Source organism: Mycobacterium sp. C31M (assembly GCF_053345865.1).
This window is the reverse complement of sequence record NZ_JBKFAX010000001.1, coordinates 279,382-302,784: the sequence shown is the minus strand read 5'-3', so window position 1 is coordinate 302,784 and position 23,403 is coordinate 279,382. Positions and strand designations below refer to the sequence as shown.

General features: G+C 68.7%; 24 protein-coding genes. 12 read left to right on the top strand and 12 right to left on the bottom strand.

Annotation, left to right across the window (positions count from 1 at the left end):
- Positions 1–2: 2 nt before the first annotated feature.
- Positions 3–299 (bottom strand): DUF732 domain-containing protein, encoded by a 297-nt coding sequence (locus ACLBYA_RS01385; RefSeq protein ID WP_447707557.1) that lies wholly within the window; start codon positions 297–299, stop codon positions 3–5.
- Between the two features lie 91 nt (positions 300–390).
- On the opposite strand from ACLBYA_RS01385, the gene ACLBYA_RS01380 reads away from it, so the two are divergent.
- Positions 391–969 carry an HhH-GPD-type base excision DNA repair protein gene (locus ACLBYA_RS01380; protein ID WP_447707556.1) on the top strand — a complete coding sequence of 193 codons (579 nt, stop codon included), beginning with the start codon at positions 391–393 and terminating at the stop codon, positions 967–969.
- A gap of 23 nt (positions 970–992) precedes the next feature.
- Here the strand turns inward: ACLBYA_RS01380 and ACLBYA_RS01375 are convergent, their stop codons facing one another.
- Positions 993–1,646, bottom strand: coding sequence for a nitroreductase family protein (locus ACLBYA_RS01375; protein ID WP_447707555.1), 654 nt, complete (start codon positions 1,644–1,646; stop codon positions 993–995).
- Positions 1,647–1,681: 35 nt separating this feature from the next.
- On the opposite strand from ACLBYA_RS01375, the gene ACLBYA_RS01370 reads away from it, so the two are divergent.
- Positions 1,682–1,831, top strand: coding sequence for a DUF1059 domain-containing protein (locus ACLBYA_RS01370; protein WP_447707554.1), 150 nt, complete (start codon positions 1,682–1,684; stop codon positions 1,829–1,831).
- A gap of 9 nt (positions 1,832–1,840) precedes the next feature.
- On the opposite strand, the gene ACLBYA_RS01365 is transcribed toward ACLBYA_RS01370, so the two are convergent.
- Entirely contained in the window at positions 1,841–2,818 is a 978-nt protein-coding gene (locus ACLBYA_RS01365; RefSeq protein WP_447707553.1) for an Rv1157c family protein, read from the bottom strand.
- 44 nt (positions 2,819–2,862) lie between these two features.
- Positions 2,863–3,417: a hypothetical protein gene (locus tag ACLBYA_RS01360; protein WP_447707552.1), complete on the bottom strand. Its 555-nt coding sequence runs from the start codon at positions 3,415–3,417 to the stop codon at positions 2,863–2,865.
- Positions 3,418–3,589: 172 nt separating this feature from the next.
- Between ACLBYA_RS01360 and ACLBYA_RS01355 the strand changes: the two genes are divergently transcribed.
- Positions 3,590–4,837, top strand: coding sequence for a mannosyltransferase (locus ACLBYA_RS01355; RefSeq protein ID WP_447707771.1), 1,248 nt, complete (start codon positions 3,590–3,592; stop codon positions 4,835–4,837).
- On the opposite strand, the gene ACLBYA_RS01350 is transcribed toward ACLBYA_RS01355, so the two are convergent.
- Positions 4,782–5,066, bottom strand: coding sequence for a 4a-hydroxytetrahydrobiopterin dehydratase (locus tag ACLBYA_RS01350; protein ID WP_447707551.1), 285 nt, complete (start codon positions 5,064–5,066; stop codon positions 4,782–4,784). The genes ACLBYA_RS01355 and ACLBYA_RS01350 overlap by 56 nt on opposite strands.
- Positions 5,067–5,093: 27 nt before the next feature.
- Here ACLBYA_RS01350 and ACLBYA_RS01345 point away from each other — a divergent pair, with 27 nt between their 5' ends.
- Positions 5,094–5,483, top strand: coding sequence for a (deoxy)nucleoside triphosphate pyrophosphohydrolase (locus ACLBYA_RS01345; protein ID WP_447707550.1), 390 nt, complete (start codon positions 5,094–5,096; stop codon positions 5,481–5,483).
- Between the two features lie 555 nt (positions 5,484–6,038).
- Here ACLBYA_RS01345 and ACLBYA_RS01340 read toward each other — a convergent pair.
- Positions 6,039–6,422 carry a hypothetical protein gene (locus tag ACLBYA_RS01340; protein WP_447707549.1) on the bottom strand — a complete coding sequence of 128 codons (384 nt, stop codon included), beginning with the start codon at positions 6,420–6,422 and terminating at the stop codon, positions 6,039–6,041.
- A 182-nt stretch (positions 6,423–6,604) separates the two neighbouring features.
- Positions 6,605–6,787: a DUF6745 domain-containing protein gene (locus ACLBYA_RS01335; RefSeq protein ID WP_447707548.1), complete on the bottom strand. Its 183-nt coding sequence runs from the start codon at positions 6,785–6,787 to the stop codon at positions 6,605–6,607.
- Here ACLBYA_RS01335 and ACLBYA_RS01330 point away from each other — a divergent pair.
- Positions 6,782–7,186 (top strand): hypothetical protein, encoded by a 405-nt coding sequence (locus ACLBYA_RS01330; RefSeq protein WP_447707547.1) that lies wholly within the window; start codon positions 6,782–6,784, stop codon positions 7,184–7,186. The two genes, ACLBYA_RS01335 and ACLBYA_RS01330, sit on opposite strands and share 6 nt — an antisense overlap.
- Positions 7,187–7,242: 56 nt before the next feature.
- Here ACLBYA_RS01330 and ACLBYA_RS01325 read toward each other — a convergent pair whose 3' ends face one another.
- The gene (locus ACLBYA_RS01325; protein WP_447707546.1) at positions 7,243–7,509 is read right to left on the bottom strand and encodes a hypothetical protein; all 267 of its coding nucleotides are present in this window, start codon (positions 7,507–7,509) and stop codon (positions 7,243–7,245) included.
- Between the two features lie 82 nt (positions 7,510–7,591).
- Entirely contained in the window at positions 7,592–7,753 is a 162-nt protein-coding gene (locus ACLBYA_RS01320) for a hypothetical protein (protein ID WP_447707545.1), read from the bottom strand.
- A 64-nt stretch (positions 7,754–7,817) separates the two neighbouring features.
- Here ACLBYA_RS01320 and typA point away from each other — a divergent pair, with 64 nt between their 5' ends.
- Positions 7,818–9,725, top strand: coding sequence for a translational GTPase TypA (gene typA, locus ACLBYA_RS01315; protein WP_447707544.1), 1,908 nt, complete (start codon positions 7,818–7,820; stop codon positions 9,723–9,725).
- A 59-nt stretch (positions 9,726–9,784) separates the two neighbouring features.
- Positions 9,785–11,632, top strand: a complete 1,848-nt coding sequence (locus ACLBYA_RS01310; RefSeq protein ID WP_447707770.1) for an ABC transporter family substrate-binding protein — start codon at positions 9,785–9,787, stop codon at positions 11,630–11,632.
- Positions 11,633–11,634: 2 nt separating this feature from the next.
- Here ACLBYA_RS01310 and ACLBYA_RS01305 read toward each other — a convergent pair whose 3' ends face one another.
- Positions 11,635–13,326, bottom strand: a complete 1,692-nt coding sequence (locus ACLBYA_RS01305; RefSeq protein WP_447707543.1) for a dihydroxyacetone kinase subunit DhaK — start codon at positions 13,324–13,326, stop codon at positions 11,635–11,637.
- Positions 13,327–13,372: 46 nt separating this feature from the next.
- Entirely contained in the window at positions 13,373–14,608 is a 1,236-nt protein-coding gene (locus ACLBYA_RS01300; RefSeq protein WP_447707542.1) for a chloride channel protein, read from the bottom strand.
- A 17-nt stretch (positions 14,609–14,625) separates the two neighbouring features.
- Between ACLBYA_RS01300 and mshB the strand changes: the two genes are divergently transcribed.
- Positions 14,626–15,489 carry an N-acetyl-1-D-myo-inositol-2-amino-2-deoxy-alpha-D-glucopyranoside deacetylase gene (gene mshB / locus ACLBYA_RS01295; protein WP_447707541.1) on the top strand — a complete coding sequence of 288 codons (864 nt, stop codon included), beginning with the start codon at positions 14,626–14,628 and terminating at the stop codon, positions 15,487–15,489.
- A gap of 163 nt (positions 15,490–15,652) precedes the next feature.
- Positions 15,653–16,000 (top strand): hypothetical protein, encoded by a 348-nt coding sequence (locus ACLBYA_RS01290; protein WP_447707540.1) that lies wholly within the window; start codon positions 15,653–15,655, stop codon positions 15,998–16,000.
- A 68-nt stretch (positions 16,001–16,068) separates the two neighbouring features.
- On the opposite strand, the gene ACLBYA_RS01285 is transcribed toward ACLBYA_RS01290, so the two are convergent.
- Complete coding sequence (locus ACLBYA_RS01285) at positions 16,069–17,205, bottom strand: hypothetical protein (RefSeq protein WP_447707539.1); 1,137 nt, start codon at positions 17,203–17,205, stop codon at positions 16,069–16,071.
- A 186-nt stretch (positions 17,206–17,391) separates the two neighbouring features.
- Here ACLBYA_RS01285 and ACLBYA_RS01280 point away from each other — a divergent pair, with 186 nt between their 5' ends.
- The 3 genes from ACLBYA_RS01280 (at position 17,392) to ACLBYA_RS01270 (ending at position 23,392) form a co-directional block, all read left to right on the top strand.
- The gene (locus ACLBYA_RS01280; RefSeq protein ID WP_447707538.1) at positions 17,392–19,959 is read left to right on the top strand and encodes a bifunctional FO biosynthesis protein CofGH; all 2,568 of its coding nucleotides are present in this window, start codon (positions 17,392–17,394) and stop codon (positions 19,957–19,959) included.
- Positions 19,960–19,992: 33 nt separating this feature from the next.
- Positions 19,993–22,761 (top strand): AAA family ATPase, encoded by a 2,769-nt coding sequence (locus ACLBYA_RS01275; RefSeq protein ID WP_447707537.1) that lies wholly within the window; start codon positions 19,993–19,995, stop codon positions 22,759–22,761.
- Positions 22,762–22,843: 82 nt separating this feature from the next.
- A complete protein-coding gene (locus ACLBYA_RS01270) occupies positions 22,844–23,392 on the top strand; it encodes a YceI family protein (RefSeq protein WP_447707536.1) in 549 nt (182 codons plus the stop codon).
- Positions 23,393–23,403: the final 11 nt, after the last annotated feature.

Sequence of the window (23,403 nt, the reverse complement as noted above, 5' to 3'; positions counted from 1 at the left end):
GGCTACTGCACCGGGCAGGCGTACTTCCTGGCCACGTCGAACACCCGCTCCTGCGCGCCGGGGCCGATGACGCCCTGGGCGGCCAGTTCCAGTCCGATGTATCCCGGCAGGCCACCGACGCAGGCCTGGTGCATGGCGCGCCAGGCGGTGTCGGGGTTCAGGTTGTAGCCGTTGCGCTGCAGGCCGGCGATGTACTCGTTGAACTCCGGGGTGCCCTGCTCGGGGATCGCCTGGGCGACTCCGGCGAACGCGATCGAGGCGGCCACCGCCGCGACAAGTGGTGCGATCACGCGTTTCATGACGTTCTCCTCCGGGCTCCTGCTGGTCAGAGGACTACGTTCGCACACTGCACCGACACCGTCGGCCGATTCGCGGTTCTAGACTGGCCGGGTGCCCACCCTGCAATTGGTCCAAGACCCGGCCGCCGACGCCCTGCTCGAGGCCAACCCGTTCGCGTTGCTGCTGGGGATGATGCTGGATCAGCAGATCCCGATGGAGGTGGCGTTTGCCGGGCCGAAGAAGATCGCCGACCGCATCGGTGAGGTCGACGCCCGGGTGATCGCCGACTACAACCCCGACGAGTTCACCGCGCTGTGCTCGGAAACCCCGGCCATCCATCGCTTCCCGGGTTCGATGTCCAAGCGGGTGCAGGCGCTGGCCCAGGCCGTCGTCGACGAGTACGCCGGGGACGTCACCGGGCTGTGGACCGCGGGTGACCCCGACGGTGCCGAGGTGCTGCGTCGGCTCAAGCGACTGCCCGGGTTCGGGGACCAGAAGGCCAGGATCTTCCTGGCGCTGCTGGGCAAGCAGTACGGCGTCACCCCGAAGGGTTGGCGGGCCGCGGCAGGCGATTACGGCAAGGCCGGCACCCACATGTCGGTGGCCGATGTCGTCGACGCCGGGTCGCTTCAAGAAGTGCGGGCGTACAAGAAGAAGATGAAGGCTGCCGCCAAGGCCGCGAAGGCCTGATTACGGCACCGTCGCGGTGAGGCTTAGAACGCCGGGCCGTCGAACCGCTCCCGGGTGACGAACTCCTCGACCGGTTTCCGGGTCAGCTTGCGCACCTGCTTGACCGGTTTGCCCAGCGGTAGCACCGCGGCCACCGCGTAGTCGTCGGGAATGCCCAGCAGTTCCTTGACCGCGGGCTCTTCGGCGATCGCCATCGTGGTCAGCACACCGCCGAAACCTTCGTTACGGGCGGCCAGCAGGATGTTCCACACCAGCGGGTACACCGACGCACCCGGCACCACGCCGATACGGTCCAGGTTCTGGTCGAATGCGGCCACCACCCCGAGGTCCACGCAGACCACCAGCACCACCTCGGCGTCGAGCAGCTGCGCGGCCCGCGGCACCTTCACTGCGGCCAGGTCGGCGTCCGACACGCCCATGGGGTGCAACGGATTCCACGGGCTCTCGCCGTTGCGCTGTTGCGCGATATAACGCCGGGACCCGGTGGCGCTCAGATCGGCCAGCGCCTCCTTGGTCGCCTGGTCCCGGATCGCCACCACCCGGGTGCCCTGGCGGTTGCCGCCGCTCGGGGCGAACCGGGCATTGTCCAGGATCCGGTTCAGCGTCTCGTCGGGCAGCGGGTCCCCGGTGAACTGCCGCACCGCACCGGTGGTCCGCATGACGTCGTAGATATCCATGCTCACCATCCTTACGGGTATGCGATTGTGGACATATGGCGAAGACACATCTGAACTGCCCCTGCGGCGAGGCTATTCAGGGCACCGACGAGGACGACCTCGTGACCAAGGCACAGGCACACCTGTCGGAATCGCATCCCGGACGTGAATACGACCGGGAGATGATCCTGTTCATGGCCTACTAGGCCGACGAACTACGGCACCACCGTCGACCCGATGGTGGGCATGAACTGGCACTGCTTCTCGGTCGTGGAGACCTGACCGAAGATCGTCGACATGATGCTGCCCGAGCCGGTATCGGCGATCACGGTCAGCGTGGTCGGCCCGGCCGGGTTGATATCGGCCTGCGGCTTGAGCGTCGCGGTGCCCGACTTTCCGGTGGTCAGGTTCACCCACGTGACGTTGAGCGGCAGCTTCTGCTCGGCTGCCGGGCCGGGGGTGCCGATCGCGGTGAACACGTAGGCGGTCTGGCCCGCAACGGGACCGGGTGCCGGGATCTTCGCCGGGCCCGCCACCGAGATGGCGGTGGCCAGCACATTGCCGCCGTCGACGCCGCAGCCGTTGCTGATCGACGGGTACATGAAGTCCTGGGTGGTGGGCGCGTCCGGGCCGTAGTCCGGAACGGCACCGGGCGCCGGGGCGGGCGCGGGGGCGGCAGCCAGCGGCGCCGGTTCCGGCGCGGGCGGCACGACCTCGGGTGCGGGTACGACGGGCGGTTCGACGGGTGCGGCGACCACGGCCTCGGGGGCCGGCGCGTCGACGCCACCGACCGCGGCCTCGGGCACCGGGCCCACCGAGTAGGCCGGGTTGATTCCGGCGGGCAGATGCGCCTGGGCGCCCGCGCCGGCCGCAGGAATGTGCTCCTGCGGCGCGGACGCGAACTGGTTGACCGCCATCGAGATGTTCTGCGAATCAGCCGGAGCCGCCGCATTTCCCGCGAATGCGGCGGCGGCCGCCATCAACATCGAGGCTGCGTCACCGGGATTGGCGGCAGCCTGCTGGATGGCGGGTCCGAGAGTCTCCATCGCCGGTAGCCCGGGTGCCTGCAGGCCGTTGATCGGCGCCGGCAACGGAGCCGCCGGTTCGGCGTGGGCTGGAATCACGGAGCCCCCGCCCAGCACCACCAGCGCGGCGGCCGTGGTGCTGGTCAGTGTGGTCCGGATCGATGGCATGACTCCCCCTGGCTAGGTGATGATTTCGGTCGGCTGGTTGTCGATCAGGGCAGGCCGGACAGCGGGACGAACATCGGCACGATCGACTGGGCGGCATCCGACGGCGTCGGCATACCGGCCGCGGGTGCGCCCGGCGCGGCGGGTGCGGCGGCCGGGGTGGCGGCACCGGTCTGCGGCAGCAGACCCGCCAGCGGGGTTCCGGCCGGCATCAGCCCGGCCAGGCCCGGCACCAGGTTCTGCACACCGGCCATCGCCGCGGCGGGGGCGGCAGCAGCGGCCGGAGCGGCGGCGGCCGGCAGCGCGGCAGTCGGATCCAGCGGCGCGCCGACCGGCGTGATCGGGTCGACGGGCAGCGTGCTGGTGGCTTGCCCACCACCGGTGAGCACCGACGCCACACCCTGGATGATCTGCGGCGCGACGGTCTGCAGACCCGCCAGTTGCGGCGCGAACGGCACATTCGGCGCGCCGGGGATGGCCGGCGGGTTGGGCACTGCCGGTGCGGGCTCGGCGGCAGCGGCCGGGCTCAGGGTCAGGGCGGCCACGGCCGCACCGGCACCGGCAATCATGCTGGTGGCGAACAGTTTTCTGATGGATGACACGGTTCTCCCCGTTTCGTTGGCGGCAGGTCTGAAACCGAAGGTAGCGAGTTACTGGTGTTACTCAAGTGACAGGAGTGTGGTTTATTCAACCGTTACGGAGGCGTGTGCCGATGGTGATCGCCGACCCCGTGACCGTGACCTGATCGAGTTCTCGGTGCTCACCGGGTGGCGGGTGCCGGCGCGCGCGGTCGATAGAGTCAGGCCGGTAAACACGAACCGCGAGCCCTCACGTACGGCGCAGCTCTACCGCTGGGCGCCGTTGCTCCTGGTGGTCAGCGTGGCCGCCCGGCTCGCCTGGACCTACCTGGTGCCCAACGGTGCCAACTTCGTCGACCTGCACGTCTACGTCGGTGGTGCCGAGACCCTGGAAACCCCGGGCGCCCTGTACGACTACGTCTACGCCGAGCAGACCCCGGATTTCCCGCTGCCGTTCACCTATCCGCCGTTCGCGGCGGTGGTGATCTATCCGCTGAGCCTGCTGCCGTTCGACGTGGTGGCTCTCGTCTGGCAGTTGGGGATCTTCGCCGCGCTGTACGGCGTGGTGCGGATCAGTCTGAATCTCCTCGGCTGCAAGGACACCCGCCCGGCGATGGTCTGGACCGCCGTCGGGATCTGGACCGAACCGCTGCGCAGCACCTTCGACTACGGCCAGATCAACGTGCTGCTGGTGCTGGCCGTCCTGTGGGCGGTGCAGAGCACCCGATGGTGGCTCTCGGGGCTCCTGGTCGGACTGGCGGCCGGGGTCAAACTCACCCCGGCGGTGGCGGGCTTGTACTTCGTCGGGGTGCGGCGCTGGGGTGTGGCGGTGTTCTCGGCCGTCGTCTTCTTCGCCACGATCGGGCTGTCTGCCCTCGTGGTCGGGGAGCAGGCGCGCTATTACTTCACCGATCTGCTCGGCGATGCGCGCCGGGTCGGGCCGATCGGCACCTCGTTCAACCAATCCTGGCGTGGCGCCATCTCACGCATTCTCGGCCACGACGCCGGTTACGGACCGGTGGTGTTGATCGCGCTGGCGCTCACCGCGGTACTGGCGGTGTTGGCCTGGCGGGCCATCGGCACCGATGACCGGCTCGGCGGCATCGTGACGGTCCAACTGTTCGGGTTGCTGCTGTCGCCGATCTCCTGGACGCATCACTGGGTGTGGCTGATCCCGTTGATGATCTGGCTGCTGCACGGCCCGCTGCGGGGTCTGCTGGGCGCACGCGTCCTTGGCTGGGGCTGGCTGGCGCTGACGCTGGTCGGGGTGCCGTGGTTGCTCAGCTTCGCGCAGCCGACCATCTGGGAGATCGGCCGGCCGTGGCAGCTGGCGTGGGCGGGACTGGTCTACCCGGTGGCCACGCTGGCCACCTTGGGCTGGATGGTGGCTACCCGTCGAGCAGCTGATCGATCTCCGAGGCCATCTCCACATCCTTGTCGGTGATACCGCACTCGGAGTGTGTCACCAGGGTGAAAGTTACCGTCCGCCAACGGATGTCGATATCGGGGTGGTGGTCCTTGCTTTCCGCCAGCTCGGCCACCCGGCCGACGGCATCGATCCCGGTCAGGAACGCCGGGAACTTCACCGAGCGGCGCAGCGCGCCGTCGACCCGTTCCCAGCCGCTCAGACCGGGTAGTGCGGCGTCCACTTGGTCGTTCGTCAATACAGCCATACATCCGACGGTATACCGTCGAGCGCGATGACCGGGCAGATTGTCGTTGCGGGGGCACTGATTTCGGATGGCGCGCTGCTGGTGGCACAGCGAAAACGCCCGCCTGAGCTGGCCGGGCTGTGGGAGCTGCCCGGCGGTAAGGTCGCGGCGGGGGAGAGCGACGCCGAGGCGCTGGCACGCGAGCTACACGAGGAGCTCGGGGTTGAGGTCGCCGTCGGTGCCCGCCTCGGTGCGGACGTGTCGCTCAGCGTGACGACGATCTTGCGCGCCTACCTGGTGACGCTGGCATCGGGCAGTCCGCACCCACACGACCATCGCGCGTTGCGCTGGGTGCGTGCCGCGGATCTCGACGGGTTGGCCTGGGTGCCCGCCGACCGGGCCTGGGTGCCGGCGCTGGCCGCGGCATTGAACGCCTGATACCGAGGCGTCGACGGTCCAGCCGTCGGGGAATTCGACGTGCACCCGCTCGCCGCGTACCTCGATGACCGACGGCCGCTCGCAGAAGCCCGCACACGACTTCCGCGACCACCACCAGCTGCAGCTGTCCGCGGCGCGGCGGATCCCGTTGAACGGTGCGGTGTCCACACCGTCGAGCGAATCGAACGCGGCCATGACACCCGCACCGAACTACCCCTCCAACAGCGCGTCTTCCCAGTGCGGCAGGTTCTCCTCGAACAAATCCGCCCGAGCGCACCGACTTCGGCTCCCAGCCCTGCGAATAGACCGGGTCGCCGATGACCTCCCAGGCCCGATTCCACGCGTACATCCGGATCTCATCGCGTAGCCGGTCGAAATCCGGCCAGCGCCCCGGCCAGCGGGGACTGCACCCAGATGGGGACCTGCCCGGTCATCCGGGCGCCGGCGAGTTCGACGGCTTCCCAGGACCCGAGCTCGGCACGATCACGATCGGCCGGGGCCGTGGAGAGACCGTGGCCGATCCAGGTGCGCCGTGGATCGTCGGTCAGGGTTGGTTCACCAGCTGCCGATGGGCGCGCCCTGGCGGAACTGGGCGTCGCGGCCCACCCCGAACGGTGCCGACGAGGTGCCCGGCACGGCGATCACACTGTCGCGGACCTCGCCCTGGGCGTGCACGCCACCGGCCCCGGCGCGCCGGTTCTCGGCGAGCGCCCCACGAGCCACACCCTGCCCGGAACGACGCAGGGCATTCTTGTCGATGAGGACGGCCTGCCGACTGGTCACGATCGGACGCGGCTTGACCTCGGTGACCTCGGCGCCGGCGGTCGTGGCGGTGGCAGTACCGATGGTCACGAACGCCGCAGCGACGGCGGCGGTTCCGATGCCGAGAACAGTCAGCTTGGTGGCCATTCGCCGCAGGCTTCGGGTGGTCACAGTCATCGGCACAAACCCTTCGTCACAATCGGACCGCTCTGGTCGCTGAGTTACATCGCGCAGGATTTGCGAACGTTACCAACTGGTTTCGAGTGCAACAGGCGTTTCCATTCTCACCTGCGCATCCGGGCGCCGAGATGTATTGACGTATAAGTTAATTGGATAATACTGAGAGTTTGCCAAGAATCTCAGGTCCGCACCGTCCGACCGTCGGCGAACTCGAGCGTCACACGCCGCCCGTCGACCTCGAAGCGCGTCGACGGATCGCAGAGCGCCGCCCCGACGCGGTAGGGCCACCACCAGCCGCACGTCTGCGCGACCCGGCGCAACCCGTCGAAGGCGGAGGTGTCGACATCGTCGAGAACATGCATGGCGTCGAGCTGCGCCAACGCCCCCCGCCCGCCTGGAAGCCGGTGGTGATGATCTACGCGATCGGCGGTATCCCCATCGCCTACCTGTGGTGGGACGAACTGCGGACCATTGACAAGTTGCCCGTGGTCACCGCCGACGACGCCTACGGGCACGAGGGGGAGTTCTTCCGGGTGCGGGACCGTCTGGCATCCGAACCGGTGTACTGGGCGCCGCGCGGGACCGGGCGCAGTGCTGACAACCATGCTGGTGCCGGCGTGCTCGTCGACCTCGAAACCGGGGGCGACGCACTGCCTCTCGCCGAGGCGCTGTCGGTGCCCGATCTGGTCGGCGTGCTGAAGAAGACGATCGGTGACCCGCCCGCCGCGGGCCGCGTCATGCTGCTGATGGAGTACCCGTGACGTGTGATTTGTGGCGTTCTACCCGGAGTGTGTCCGGGTAAGACGCCACAAATCGCTCAGTAGTGCAGTCGGTCGCCGACCACCCGCACCGCCTCGCCGCGGTGCCCGGCCGTATAGATCGGGTGCAGCAGCGCCGGATGCCGGCAGTGTGGGCAGGAACCCTGCGGCGACCGCCTCGACGACAGTGTCAGATGGTGACATGCGGCACACCGCACCACGAAGGCACTGCCGAACCAGTTGAACAGACCGATGTAGATCGCCGCGGTGGTGGCCAGTGCCAGCACCGCGATCAGGGCCACGGTGAGGGCCGCGTAAACCGTCATATCGGATACCTCCAATACACCAGGACGGATACCTACACGGTACGCCGGTCGCGCTGGTTGAAACAGGTATCAGCCCAGCTCACTACGCCTTTCTGGCGAGCTTGTACACCTTCTCCAGTTCCTTGCCGCGCATCCCGTTGTGGGCGGCCTTCTGCACCTTGTGCAGCACCAGGGGGCATTTCTTGCAGCGCGGCTTGCTGCGACAGCACTTCTTCTTCGGCTTGGCCGACAACAGCTTCTTCACGCACGCCTTCCGATGAACCCGGTCGTTTTCGTGATCGGGTACCCGCACTGCGACAATCACCTACGTGGATTCTCGCCCGAACTTTCGCAACGTAGCCATCGTCGCGCACGTCGACCACGGTAAGACAACCCTGGTCGACGCCATGCTGCGGCAGTCCGGTGCGTTGTCGCACCGCGGCGACGACTCGACCGAACGCATCATGGACTCCGGTGACCTCGAAAAAGAAAAAGGGATCACCATCCTGGCCAAGAACACCGCGGTGCACCGGCACAACGCCGACGGCACCGTCACCGTCATCAACGTGATCGACACCCCTGGCCACGCCGACTTCGGTGGCGAGGTCGAACGCGGCCTGTCGATGGTCGACGGTGTGGTGCTGCTGGTCGACGCCTCCGAGGGACCGCTGCCGCAGACCCGCTTCGTGCTGCGCAAGGCGCTGTCCGCGCACCTGCCGGTGATCCTGGTGGTCAACAAGACCGACCGGCCGGACGCCCGCATCGCCGAGGTCGTCGAGGAAAGCCACGACCTGCTGCTCGACGTCGCTTCCGACCTGGACGAGGCCGCCCAGGCGGCGGCCGAGAAGGCCCTGGACCTGCCGACGCTGTACGCCTCGGGTCGCGCCGGCATCGCCAGCACCACCGAACCCGCCAACGGCGAGAACCCGGACGGCGAGAACCTGGATCCGCTGTTCGACGTGCTGATGGAGCACATCCCGCCGCCGCAGGGTGATCCCGAGGCCCCGCTGCAGGCGCTGGTGACCAACCTCGACGCGTCGGCGTTCCTGGGCCGACTGGCCCTGGTCCGCATCTACAACGGCAAGATCAAGAAGGGCCAGCAGGTCGCCTGGATGCGTGAGGTGGACGGGCATCCCGTCATCACCAACGCCAAGATCACCGAACTGCTGGTCACTGTCGGCGTCGAACGCACCCCGACCGATGAGGCCGTGGCCGGGGACATCGTCGCCGTCGCGGGCATGCCCGACATCATGATCGGTGACACCCTCGCGCATCCCGACCACGCGCACGCGCTGCCGCGCATCACCGTCGACGAGCCGGCCATCTCGGTGACCGTCGGCACGAACACCTCGCCGCTGGCCGGCAAGGTGTCCGGGCACAAGCTGACCGCGCGCATGGTCAAGAACCGGCTGGACTCCGAGCTGGTAGGCAACGTGTCGATCAAGGTCGTCGACATCGGTCGCCCGGACGCCTGGGAGGTGCAGGGCCGCGGTGAGCTGGCGCTGGCCATCCTGGTCGAGCAGATGCGCCGCGAAGGGTTCGAGCTGACCGTCGGCAAACCGCAGGTGGTCACCCAGACCATCGACGGCAAGCTGCACGAGCCGTTCGAGGCGCTGACCATCGACAGCCCGGAAGAGCACCTGGGCGCCATCACCCAGTTGATGGCCGCCCGCAAGGGCCGCATGGAGCAGATGACCAACCACGCCGCCGGATGGGTGCGGATGGACTTCATCGTGCCCAGCCGTGGCCTGATCGGGTTCCGCACCGACTTCCTGACGCTGACTCGCGGCACCGGCATCGCCAACGCCGTGTTCGACGGGTACCGGCCATGGGCCGGCGAGATCCGGGCCCGCCACACCGGCTCGCTGGTCTCCGATCGCAGCGGTCAGATCACTCCGTTCGCGATGATCCAGCTCGCCGACCGCGGCCAGTTCTTCGTGGAGCCGGGTGAGGAAACCTACGAGGGTCAGGTGGTCGGCATCAACCCGCGCGCCGAGGACCTCGACATCAACATCACCCGTGAGAAGAAGCTGACCAACATGCGCAGCTCGACCGCCGACGTGATGGAGACGCTGGCCCGGCCGCTGGAACTCGACCTGGAAAAGGCCATGGAGTTCTGCGCCGAGGACGAGTGCGTCGAGGTCACCCCCGAGATCGTGCGGGTGCGCAAGGTCGAACTCACCGCGAGCCTGCGGGCCAGGGCAAAGTCGCGCGCCAAGCAGCAGGCGAACAGCTAGCCGATACTCTGAATCTCGTGCCGACAGCCCGACACCGATTCAGTGTGCTCGTGGCCGTGATGTCGGCGCTGGTCCTGGCGGGCTGCACCGTCAGCCCGCCGCCGGCGCCGCAGAGCACCGAGACGACCCAGAGCACACCGCCACCACCGGCCAAGGCCATGCAGATCATCATGGCCATCGACGCGGTCGGCGCCGGGTTCAACCCGCACCTGCTCTCGGATCAGTCCTCGGTGAACGCCGCGGTCGCCGCGCTGGTGCTGCCGAGTGCGTTCCGGCCGATCGAAGATCCGACGACCCCGACCGGGTCGCGGTGGGAGATGGACCGCACGCTGTTGGTGTCGGCGGAGGTGACCAGTGAGGAGCCGTTCACCGTCACCTACAAGATCCGGCCCGAGGCGGCGTGGACCGACAACGCACCGATCGGCGCCGACGACTTCTGGTACCTGTGGCGGCAGATGGTCAGCGTGCCCGGTGTCGTCGACCCGGCCGGCTACGACCTGATCACCGGTGTCCAGTCGGTCGAGGGTGGCAAGACCGCGGTCGTGACGTTCGCCCAGCCCTACCCGGCGTGGCGCGAACTGTTCAACGACATCCTGCCCGCCCACATCGTCAAGGACATGCCCGGCAGCTTCGGCGCCGGGCTGGCGCGGGCCATGCCGGTGACCGGCGGGCAGTTCCGGGTCGAGAGCATCGACCCGCAGCGCGACGAGATCCTGCTGGCTCGCAACGACCGGTACTGGGGCCAACCCGCCGCACCCGATGAGATCCTCTTCCGTCGCGGCGGTTCGCCTGCGGCCCTTGCTGATTCGATCCGCAACGGGGACACCCAGGTGGCACAGGTGCACGGCGGGCAGGCCGCCTTCGCGCAGTTGTCGGCGATCCCGGATGTGCGGACCGCGCGCATCGTGACACCGCGGGTCATGCAGCTGACGCTGCGCGCGCAGCAGCCGGCGCTGACCGATCTGCGGGTACGCAAGGCGCTGTTCGGGTTGATCGATGTCGATCTGCTGGCCGCGGTCGGCGCCGGGTCGGACAACACGGTGACATTGGCGCAGGCGCAGGTGCGTTCACCGTCGGACCCCGGTTACGTACCGACCGCACCTCGGGCGATGTCCCGTGAGGATGCGCTCGGGCTGCTGGCCGACGCCGGCTATCAGGTCGTGCCGGTCTCGCCGACGGCCATCTCGGCGCCGGGCACCCCGGCCCCCGATGAGGCGCGCGGCCAGCTCACCAAGGACGGCGAACCACTGACCATGGTGCTCGGTGTGGCCGCCAACGACCCCACCTCGATCGCGGTCGCCAACACCGCTGCCGACCAGTTGCGCAGCGTCGGGATCGCGGCGTCGGTGTCGGCAATGGATCCGGTGGTGCTCTACGGCGAAGCGCTGGTGGACAATTCGGTGGACGCGATCGTCGGCTGGCATCATGCCGGCGGCGATCTGGCCACCGCCCTGGCCTCGCGGTACGGCTGCCCGGCGCTGGAGGCCACCGCCATCTCCACCGTCACGCCCACCCCGAGTGTCACGGTCACCACGACGATGCCCAAGGCGTCGTCCTCGCCGACCCCGACACCCACCCCGACAGCAACCACCACGACCACGACGGGCACGGCGACACCCGAACCGCCAGGCGGCCCAGGGGAATTGGTGCAGGCGCCGAGTAACCTGACCGGAATCTGCGACCGCAGCATCCAGCCCAGGATCGACGCAGCGCTACGCGGTACCGAAGAGATCGGCAAGGTGATCGACGCCGTCGAGCCGCGGCTCTGGGAGCTGTCCACCGTGCTACCGATCCTGCAGGACACCACGATCGTGGCCGCCGGTCCGCGGGTCGCCGGGGTGAGCCTGAGCGGCGCGGTCCCGGTAGGCATCGTCGGCGATGCCGGGAAATGGGTCAAACAGCCCTGATATCAGCCGCGCAACTGGTCTGTGAGCCGGGAGCGCAAAGTATCGCGGCGGGTGCCGCCGTCGATCCGTTCGACGATTGCGATGAGTACCGACACCACTGCGAGTGCGCCGGGATCGGGTGTGCCGAGCACCTTTTCGCCGATGTAACTGGACCGGCCGCGTTTACCGACCATGGTGCTGGTGGCGATGGCACCGGCCAACGCCGCCTCCAGCGCGTCATCGTCGAGTGCGGTGCGCGGTGCGTCATCCTGCCAACCGGCCGGGTGCAGTGCGTCGACCATGGTGCGATCGCCGACCCGCGCCCCGCCGGCACGGCTGATCGCCTCGACCCCGTCGCGCAGCCCGCGCGCCGCCGAATCGGCATGTGCAGTTTGGTCATTCGATCCGACCTGTGCTGCGACCCGGGTCAGGACCAGCCCGAACAGCGGGCCGCTGGAACCGCCGACGTCCTCGGAGAACGCCGATCCGAGCGCCTGTAGATCGGCGGCCAGATCCGCGTCGGCCCCGGCGCCCCGGCGCACGGCGGCCTGCAGCGCATTGTCGAGGTTGGTGCCGATATCCCCGTCACCGGCGCGCCGGTCGAGATCGTTGAGCTGCTCCCGGAGTTCGGCGACGTCGGCGGCCAGCTCACGCAGCCACGCCGACGGCTCACCTGTGGTGGGCGCGGCCTCGGTGCCGGTGAAGGTGGTGTCTGCCGGCACCGGTGACGGCAGTGCAGCGGTCGCGTGCGGCGCGCACCAGTCGTCGAGCCACTGCTCGGCACCGACCGCGGTGATGGTGATCGAGAAACCGGCCATGTCCAGGGCGGAGACATAGGTTCCCGATACCGCGCTGCGCAGTGCCACACCACGTTCGGACAGGGCCCGCTCGGTCTCGGCGAGGATGTGCAGTAGCTCCAGGTCGCCGGTTCCGCCGAGCCCGTTGGCGAGGACCAGTACACCGGCATCGGTCGGACCGAGACTGTCGAGCAGCTCGCCGACCATCCGGGTGACCAGTTCGTCGAGGGCGGGGCGCGGGATCGATTCGCGGGCCGCCTCACCGTGGATACCGACGCCGTACTCCAGGGCGCCCGGCTCGACATCGAAGGCCGGTTGGTCCGCACCGGGTGTGGTGGCGGCGCGGTGCGCGACCGCCAGTGAGCGGGACGCCCCGACCACCTCCCGCCCGAGCTCGACGAGCTGCGCCAGCGACAGCCCGCGATCGGCCGCGGCGCCGAGGATCTTCTCGACCACCACGGTGGCACCGGTCCCGCGCCGGCCGACCTCCTGTCCCTCGGAACCGAGATCATCGTCGACGAGTACCCGGTCCACTTCGATCCCGTCACCGCGTAACCGTTCGGCTGCGATCGCGAAGTTCAGCACGTCGCCGGTGTAGTTCTTCACGATGTGCAGCACACCGCCGTCGCGGGCGACTTCGGTGCTGGCGGCATGGATCTGGCGATTGTGGGGCGAGGTGAACACTTCGCCGGGGCATACCGCATCCAAGCCGCCCCGGCCCAGGAAACCCGCATGCATCGGCTCGTGTCCGGCGCCGCCGCCACTGACCAGCGCTACTCGCCGGGAGGGTGCCGGGTCCAGTGCCCGGACGTACACCGGATCGCGGTGCACCCCGATGCGGCCGCCGCCGGTCAGGGCGAGCGCGGCCAGTGCGTGCTTGGACGCGGACGGCACCGTCGAGTAGAAGTTGGTCGGCATCGAATGGTCCCTTCCGGTGTTTCCGCGACGCTGTCGACCGTACCGATCACGTGCTGCTGGTGGTACGGCGCCAGAGTTCGTGCGCCGAATACGCCGCCAGGGCGAACACCGCCAGCAGCCACACCGGCGGATGAGCGAGTTCCCAGACGAACAGCGCCGCGAATGCCGGGGCGCGCTGGGTAATCGCCAAAATGCCTGCGGCACAAGTCAATGCGAGTGCCGCGGTGTTCACCTGGACGCTGCTGAACTCATTGATCGTCAAGGCGGCCAGCGACCCGGCGGCGGCGCCGGTGGCCAGGGCCGGCGTCAGCAGCCCGCCGACCGCACCCGCGCGCAGGAACAGCGCTGTCAGCACCGGTTTCAGCGCCAGGATCGCCAGCGCCGCGGTGATGGTCAGTTCGGTGTCGACACTGACGACCAGGATGCTCTCACCGTTACCCGGCAGCTGCGGCCACCAGATCGAGCAGATCCCGGTCAGCAGCCCGGCCCCGGCGATGGCCGGGATGATCCGCCACGACGCCGACGGCGCACCCGTGGTCGCCGTGATGCGGTTGAACGCCAACCCGATTACGACCGAGAGCGGCGCGATGAGCACGGCCAGACCGGCGAACAGGTAGGACAGTTCGGCATCCGGCCAGTGCAGCGGGTGCTGCAGGTGGGTTACCGGGGCGGCGATCGCGACGGCCAGGCTGGAGGTGATCAGCGCTGTCCCGACGACCCGCGGATGCCAGCTGCGCAACAGGATGGTGACCGTGAACAGGGCACCGCCCATCGGGACGCCGTACACCGCGCCGAGTCCGGCGCCCGCGGCGCAGCACAACAGGACCTCGCGGTCGCGCTCGGTCAACGCCAGCCGCGTAATCGCCGCGTCACCCAGCACGGCGGCCAACTGGCGGGGTGCGCCCTCCCGGCCGAGTGAGGCACCGGACCCGACGACGAGGACCTGAAGGCCGGCGTCGAGGGCCATCGGGGTCCGCGGCAGTCGGCGATGGTCGGCGATGGCGGCGGACAGTTTCGGCACGGTTGTGCGCCGACGTAGTAGCCACCACCCCAGTCCGGCCAACGCGCCGCCGATCATCGGTCCCAGCGCGCGGCGCAGGTGGTCGCTGTCGTCGACGCCGACGAGCAGGTCGCCGAAGCGGAAGTGGTAGGTGAGGTGCTCGACACCCTGAAGCAGCACCGTGGTGGCGATTCCGGCGGCCCCGGCGAGCAGCCCGATCGCGATGATGGCGCAGCCGTATTCGAGGTGGCGGCGCCGGTTCTTAGCGTCGGCCGGCTGCACGCGGTAAATCTAGAGGAGTGGAAACCCCTCGGCTGCTCTTTGTCCATGCGCATCCCGACGACGAATCGCTGACCACCGGCGCGACGATCGCGCGGTACACCGCCGCCGGCGCCGATGTCCGGGTGGTCACCTGCACCATGGGCGAGGAGGGCGAGGTGATCGGCGAGCAGTGGGCCGGCCTGGCCGTCGACGGTGCCGATCAGCTCGGCGGATACCGGGTGGCGGAGTTGACCGCCGCGCTGGCCGCCCTGGGTGTCGGCGCGCCGCACTACCTCGGGGGCGCCGGGCGCTGGCGGGACTCCGGGATGCCGGGCACCCCGGCACGGCACCGGCAAAGCTTCGTCGGTGCCGATCTGGCAGAGCCCGTCGCCGCGCTCGTCGAGGTCATCACCGAGTTCCGACCGCATGTCGTGGTCGGTTATGACCCCAACGGCGGGTACGGGCACCCCGACCACATCCGGGTGCACGAGGTCAGCACGGCCGCGGTGGGGGCCTCGGCCGAAGCGGGCTGGGCGGTGCCGAAGTTCTACTGGACGGTGATGGCGGTATCGGGGTTCGTCGAGGGGTTCCGCAATATCGGTGAGCCACCGCCGGATTGGATCACCATCAAGGCCGAGGACTTCACCTTCGGTTTCCCCGACGATCAGGTCGACGCCGTCATCGATGCCGTCGAGTACCTATCTGCCAAAGCTGCCGCGCTGCGCGCGCACGGCACCCAGGTGATGGTGGCACCGGATGGGCACTCGATGGCGCTGTCGAACAAGATCACCCTCCCGTTGTGGGGTGTCGAGCACTATGTGCTGGCTGCCGGGACCGCCGGCGAACGCGATGAGCGCGGTGTGGAGACCGATCTACTGGCCGGGCTGAATCTGTCTCGTTGAGCCGGCCACGCGGTAGGCTCCCCGGCATGGACCCGGATTTGGATCCCAACATCCAGCACTGGCAGGACCGCGCCGACAACTTCCAGTGGGTCGTCGGCTCGCTGGTCGCACTGCTCGACAGCATCCCGACCTGACAATCGAACGTCTGGACGGGCCGGCCTGGTTGCCGCCCGTCGTCCTTTCGGTGCTCGCGCTGGACGGTGTGCTGACGGCCGTGGCGTCGTCGTTCCTGTTGCAGCTGCGGCTGGGCTCGGTGCCCTTCCCGATCACGGTGGTGATCAGCGGTGCGGTGAACGCCGCCCTGGTGTGGATGGCGCTGCACTGGACGTCCTCGCCCCGGGTGGCGGCGCTGCCGATGTGGGCCTGGTTGGCGACCGTGTTGGGGCTGACCCTGGGCGGGCCCGGCGGTGACGTGGTGTTCGACGGCGTCGGGCTGATGGCGGGGGCGGTGATCCTGCTGATCGTCGGAGGAGTACTGCCACCGGCCGCGGTGTTGCGCCGGTACGCCTGAACACGCCGTGCGATCAGCGCACAATTTGTCTCGCTGAGGATGACAAATCGTGCGGAAATCGCCGGGGCTCAGGAGTCGGACGACGCCTTCGCGGCCTTATCTGCCTTATCGGCCTTGTCGTTCTTCTCGCTGTTGTCCGCGGGCTTGCCGGGCTTGGTGTCGCTGTCCTTGGTGTCGGCGTCTTTGTCGTTGTCGGCAGGCTTGGTGGTGGCCGGCTCGGTGTCGTCCTTGTCGGCCGGCGTCTCGGCGTCCTGCGCGTCCTCGGAGTCCTTGGTCTCGGAATCCTCGGTCTCGTCGGTGCCCGACTCCTCGGGGTCCTTCTCGTCGGTAGCCGTGGTGTCCTCCGGCGCGGTCTCCGGCTCGGGGTCGGTGACGTCGGCGGGTGGCTGCGGTGCCTCCGGCTCCGGGACGAGTTCGGTTTCCGGTTCGGGTTGCGGCTCGACGGGTACCGCCGGCTCCGTCGATTCCGTCGGCTCGGTGGCGGTCGGCTCCTCCTCGACCGTGGATTCCGCGGGCTTCTCGGGCGCCGGGATCTGCACCGCGGTGCGCGCACCCTGCACCGCCATCACCGCCTCGGAGGCGGCCGCGAACGGGAAGAACGGCGGCAGCGGCGGCAGGAAACTGAGCAACCAGTCGATCTGCGCGTCGATGAACAGGCCGCCGGCGGCGACGGTGTCGTTGAAGAAGTTGGTCAGGCCCTGGCCAAAGCTCTGGATTCCGCCGACCCAGTACGCGATGTTGAACACCGCGCTGGTGATGATCGGGCGGATCAGGTCGTAGTAGAAGATGTCGATCTGCGGGGTGAACCAGTTGACCACCGGGATCCAGCCGACCGCGTACACCGCGGTGTTCACGCCCCAGTCCACCCACGGCATGATCACGTCGTAAGCGCCGATGATCGCGTTGCTGAGCCCCGGAAACGCCAGGGCACTCGCCTGCACCGTCGGTGTCGCGGCGGGCGCCGCGGCCAGTGCCTCGGAGAGCAGCTTGGGCAACTCGGTCGGGCCGTCGCTCGGGGCCGGGGGCCGCACCGTGATCAACGCGCTCGGCAGCACATCGAACGCACTGTTCTGGGCGGTCAGCGCGACGCTGTCATGCCGTGCCGCCGGGACGGCATGCGGCGTGACCGTCGAGGGTAGGGAGATGCCGCCGGCAGCCACCACGGCGACGCCGGCCATCAGATAAGGACGAACGCGCAACCGCATGAAAGCTCCTGTGATCAGTCCCGACGCCGGTTAACTTACGCCCTCGTCAGCGCCCTGGGCGGCATTCGGCGGACGGGTCGCGCCGCGGTGTGTGGTCGGCGACTATGGTGACCCCTATGTCAGCGGCAGCTGTTTCAGATAGTGAGACGCGCGGATGATCCGCGTCGGCTCCGGGGTTATGCGGGAGTGGCTCTGAACCCCCAGCACGGCTCCGATCTGCCCAGCCCGGTGGTCCCGCCGAAGTCCAGCCCGTCCGCGTTACGGCGCGTGCTGCGTCGTGCGCGTGACGGCGTGGCCCTCAATGTCGACGAGGCGGCGATCGCGATGACCGCCCGCGGCGACGATCTGGCCGATCTGTGCGCCAGCGCGGCCCGGGTCCGCGATGCCGGCCTGGAATCGGCAGGCCGACGGGGCGCGACGGGACGGTTGCCGGTCAGCTATTCGCGAAAGGTCTTCATCCCGGTCACGCACCTATGCCGCGACAAATGCCACTACTGCACCTTCGTCACGGTGCCCGGCAAGTTGCGGGCGCAGGGCAAGGGCATGTTCATGGAGCCCGACGAGATCCTCGATGTCGCGCGCCGGGGGGCCGAGCTCGGTTGCAAGGAGGCCCTTTTCACCCTGGGGGACCGGCCCGAGGCGCGCTGGCCCGAGGCCGCGCAGTGGCTCGATGAGCGCGGGTATGACTCGACGCTGGATTATGTGCGCGCGATGGCGATCCGGGTGCTGGAGGAGACCGGTCTGCTGCCGCACCTGAACCCGGGCGTGATGAGCTGGACCGAGTTGTCTCGGCTCAAGCCGGTGGCGCCCTCGATGGGCATGATGCTGGAGACCACGTCGCGTCGGTTGTACGAGACCAAGGGACTGGCACACTACGGCAGCCCGGACAAGGATCCGGCGGTGCGGCTGCGCACCCTCGACGATGCCGGCCGGTTGTCGGTGCCGTTCACCACCGGCCTGCTCGTGGGTATCGGCGAGACGCTGACCGAGCGTGCCGAGACAATGCATGCGATCCGTAAGTCGCACAAGGAGTTCGGGCACGTCCAGGAAGTCATCGTGCAGAACTTCCGGGCCAAGGATCACACCGCCATGGCCGGCGCGCCCGATGCCGGGATCGACGATTTCCTGGCGACCATCGCGGTGACCCGGCTGGTGCTCGGACCCAAGATGCGCATCCAGGCCCCGCCGAACCTGGTCTCCCCGGCGGAATGCCTGGCACTCATCGGTGCCGGTGTCGACGACTGGGGTGGGGTGTCGCCGCTGACACCCGATCACGTCAACCCCGAGCGGCCCTGGCCGAATCTGGACGATCTGGCCGCGGTGACCTCCGACGCGGGTTATGACCTGGTGCAGCGCCTGACCGCGCAACCGCAGTACGTCCAGGCCGGTGCGGCGTGGATCGATCCGCGGGTGCGCGGCCATGTCGATGCGCTGGCCTCTGATGACGGATTGGCTCTCGACGTCAATCCGGTGGGCCGGCCGTGGCAGGAGCCGGATGAGGCGGCCGAATCGTTGGGTCGCACCGATCTGCACACCGCCATCGACTCGGCGGGCCGGTTGACCGAGACCCGGTCGGATCTGGACAGTGCGTTCGGCGACTGGGAGTCCATCCGGGAGAAGGTTTCCGAGCTGGCCGCCCGCGCCCCCGAGCGCATCGACACCGATGTGCTGGCCGCGTTGCGCTCGGCCGAGCGCGATCCGGGCGGCTGCTCCGACGACGAATACCTGGCGCTGGCTACCGCGGATGGCCCAGCGCTGGATGCCGTTGCCGCGCTGGCAGATTCGCTGCGCCGCGAGGTCATCGGCGATGACGTGACGTTCGTCATCAACCGCAATATCAACTTCACCAACATCTGCTACACCGGCTGCCGATTCTGTGCTTTCGCCCAGCGTAAGGGTGATGCGGATGCCTTTTCGCTGTCGTATGACGAGGTGGCCGACCGCGCCTGGGAGGCGCATGTCGCCGGGGCCACCGAGGTGTGCATGCAGGGCGGTATAGATCCGGAGTTGCCGGTCACCGGATACGCCGATCTGGTGCGCGCGGTCAAGGCCCGGGTGCCCTCGATGCACGTACACGCCTTCTCTCCGATGGAGATCGCCAACGGGGTGACCCGCAGCGGAATCTCGGTGCGGGAGTGGCTGACCGAACTGCGCGCGGCCGGGCTGGGCTCGATTCCGGGCACCGCCGCCGAGATCCTCGACGACGAGGTGCGCTGGGTGCTGACCAAGGGCAAGTTGCCCACCTCGGAGTGGATCGAGGTTGTCACCACCGCTCATGAGGTGGGGCTGCGATCGTCCTCGACGATGATGTACGGCCATGTCGACACCCCCAAGCATTGGGTCGGGCATCTGAATGTGTTGCGCGGCATCCAGGACCGCACGGGTGGGTTCACCGAGTTCGTGCCGTTGCCGTTCGTGCACCAGTCCTCGCCGCTGTATCTGGCCGGTGGGGCCCGGCCCGGCCCGACGCACCGGGATAATCGGGCGGTGCACGCGCTGGCGCGAATCATGTTGCACGGCAGGATCCCGAGCATCCAGACCAGTTGGGTGAAGCTCGGCATCGAGCGCACTCAAGTGATGCTCAACGGCGGAGCCAACGATCTGGGCGGCACGCTGATGGAGGAGACCATCTCCCGGATGGCCGGTTCGGAGAACGGCTCGGCGAAAACGGTCGCCGAACTGGTCGCCATCGCCGAAGGCATCGGCCGCCCGGCCCGGCAGCGCTCCACCGACTACACCCCGCTGGCCGCCTGACCCGCCGCTGCCAGGGTCGCTACGATCCTGGCTATGTCGATCCAGCTCCGCGGGCGTGAAACGGACCGCCTGGCGCTGGACACCTTGACGACCGAAGCGCGGGCGGGCCGTAGTCAGGTTCTGGTGCTGCGCGGTGAAGCGGGTGTCGGCAAGACCGCCCTGTTGGAGTACGTATCCGAGCAGGCCGACGGATTCACCACCGCCCGGGTGGCCGGCGTCCAGGCCGATATGGAGCTGGCCTTCGCCGGACTGCAGCAGCTGTGCGCGCCGCTGATGGGTCACGTCCACGCCCTGCCGGCGCCCCAGCGCGCGGCCCTGGAGGTTGCCTTCGGCTACGGCAACGGACCGGTGCCCGACCGGTTCCTGGTGGGTCTGGCGGTGCTGAGTCTGATGGACGCCGCCTCGGCCGAACAGCCCCTGCTCTGCATCGTCGATGATGCACAGTGGCTGGACCAGGTATCGGTGCAGACGCTGGCGTTCGTGGCGCGGCGGTTGCTGGCCGAACGGGTGGCCCTGGTGTTCGCGGTTCGCGACGGCCACCCGGATGTGCTGGCAGGTCTGCCCGTGCACACCGTGACCGGGCTTTCCGACTCCGCGGCACGCGAGCTGCTGGAATCCGTGATGATCGGCGGCATCGATCCGTTGGTGCGCGACCGCATCGTCGCCGAGACCCGGGGCCTGCCGCTGGCGATTCTTGATGTGCCGCGTAGCGTCTCGGCCACCGAACTGGCCGGTGGCTTCTGGATTTCCGGACGGCGATCGACGACGGCGGCGATCGAGGAGAGCTTCGTCGAGCGGATTCAGGCCATGCCGACCGACACCCGGAAGCTGCTGCTGGTCGCCGCGGCCGAACCGATCGGCGATGCCGCGCTGTTCCTGCGTGCCGCCGGCTGGCTGGGGGTCCCCGTCGATGCACTGGCCCCGGCCGAGGCCGCCGGTGTCATCGAATTCGGCCCCCGGATGCGGTTTCGGCATCCGTTGATGCGGTCGGCCGCCTACCGAGCGGCCGGCCTGGTCGAACGGCGGACCGTCCATCAGGCCTTGGCCGCGGTCACTGATTCGCAGGTTGATCCCGACCGTCGGGCCTGGCACGCTGCCAGCGCCGCGGCGGGACCCGATGACACCGTCGCCGCCGAGTTGGAGGTGTCGGCCGGCCGGGCACAGAAGCGCGGCGGTATCGCGGCTGCGGCAGCCTTTTTGGAGCGATCGGCCGTCTTGACATTGGATCCGCAGTTGCGGGCATCCCGCGCGATCGCGGCGGCCCAGGCCAAACGTGAGGCCGCCGCTCCCGACGCGGCGTACGCGCTGCTGGCCATCGCGGACACTGCGCCGTTGACAGCACTGCAGCAGGCCCAGGTGGCGCGGATGCGTGCCCAGATGGATTTTGTGCGCAGCCGCGCCGGGGCTGCCGCGGCCCCCACCGTCGGTGCGGCCGGCGCGCAACTGCTGAGTGCGGCAACAACTCTGGACGGGCTCGATGATGAGCTGGCGCGTGACACCTATTTGGAGGCGTTGACGGCGGCCATGTACGCCGGGCGACTCGGCGCGCCCACCCTGCTCTCGGAGGTGGCCACCGCCGGTGCGGCCGCGGTGGGCAAGGTCACCGATCCCGCCCGCCCGGCCGATCTGCTGCTACGCGGGATGACGGCGCGCATCATCGACGGGCCCGGTGCCGGATCCGCGGATCTGCGTGCGGCCCTGGAGTTGTGGAACGCCGAAGCGCGGCAGAGTCCGACGCGGCAGCTGTTCTGGCCGTTTCCGATCGCCCAGGAATCGGCGGCGCACGAGATGTGGGATGACCAGGTCCTGGAACGTATCGCTACCGGGATCCTCGGGCGGGCGCGTGACGCCGGGGCGCTGGCGGCGCTGCCACCTGCGTTGGGATATCGGGCCGGCGTCCACTTCTACCGTGGCCAATTCAGTTCTGCGGCACGTCTCATCGAAGAGTCCGCGTCGATCACCGCGGCCATGGGTGATGCGCCGGTGCGCTACCACTCGCTGAATCTCGCGGCCTGGCGCGGTGTCGCCGACGAGGCGGTCGACATCATCGAGGCTGCGGCCGCCGACGGCGCGGCCCGGGGTGAGGGCCGACTGCTCGGCCTGACCGCGTTCTGCAGCGCGGTCCTGTACAACGGGCTCGGTCGGTACGAGGAGGCGCTCGCTGCCGCCCGCCGCTGTTGTGAATACGAGGATCTCGGCTTCCACAGCTGGTGCCTCTACGAGCTGATCGAGGCGGCGACCCATGCCGGCGAACGTGACTCGGCGGAGGATGATTTGCGGAGGTTCTCCGAACGCGCGGGATCGAGCGGTTCGGACTGGGGGCTGGGACTGGTGGCGGCGGCCGAGGCGTTGCTCGCCGACAATTCCGACGCCGAGGCCAAGTTCGCCGAGGCGATCGAACGGTTGGGCCGCGCCGATGTCACCCTGCATCTGTCGCGCGCGCAACTCGCCTACGGGGAATGGTTGCGTCGCACCAACCGCCGCAACGAGGCCCGCCATCAGCTCGGCGTCGCGCACCAGACGTTCACCGAGATGGGCGCGCAGGGGTTCGCCGAACGAGCACGCCGCGAACTGGTCGCCACCGGTGAGAAGGTGCGTAAGCAGCCGGTCCGCTCCGGTGACGGGTTGACGGCCCAGGAGGCGCAGATCGCCGGGTTGGCCCGCGACGGGCTCACCAACCCTGAGATCGGCGCGCAGCTGTTCATCAGCACCCACACCGTCGAGTGGCACCTGCGCAAGGTGTTCGTCAAGCTCGGCATCACCTCGCGGCGCCAACTGCGGTCGGTGACCTGGTCCGACTAGTCCCGGAATGAAATCGGACCATGGTCCGTTTGATCTCGGTGAGGGTGTCGGGACGGCCGGCCCCACCGAACGAGGAGTGACCATGTCCGCTGCTGTAGCCACCGCCCTGACCGCCGGTACCTGGGCCATCGACCCTGTACATTCGTCGGTCAACTTCTCGGTCCGCCATCTGGTGGTGAGCAAGGTCCGCGGCACGTTCGACACGTTCTCCGGCGCCATCGTCGTCACCGAGGATGGCACCCCGTCGGTCACCGCCACCATCGACATCAACTCGATCAACACCCGCAACGAGCAGCGCGACGCCCACCTCAAGGCAGCCGACTTCTTCGACGCCGAGCAGTTCGGCATCGCGACTTTCGCCTCGACCTCGGTGCGCGCGGACGGTGACGACTATGTGCTCGACGGCGACTTCACCCTCAAGGGTGTGACCAAGCCGGTGTCGCTGAAGCTGGAGTTCAACGGCGTGAACCCGGGTATGGGCCACGGCGAGGTCGCCGGCTTCGAGGCCTCGGTGGTGTTGAACCGCAAGGACTTCGGCATCAACTTCGATGCCCCGCTGGAGACCGGTGGCGCCGTCGTCGGCGACAAGGTCACCATCACCCTGGAGATCGAGGCGCTCAAGCAGGCCTGACCCGTCTGCTC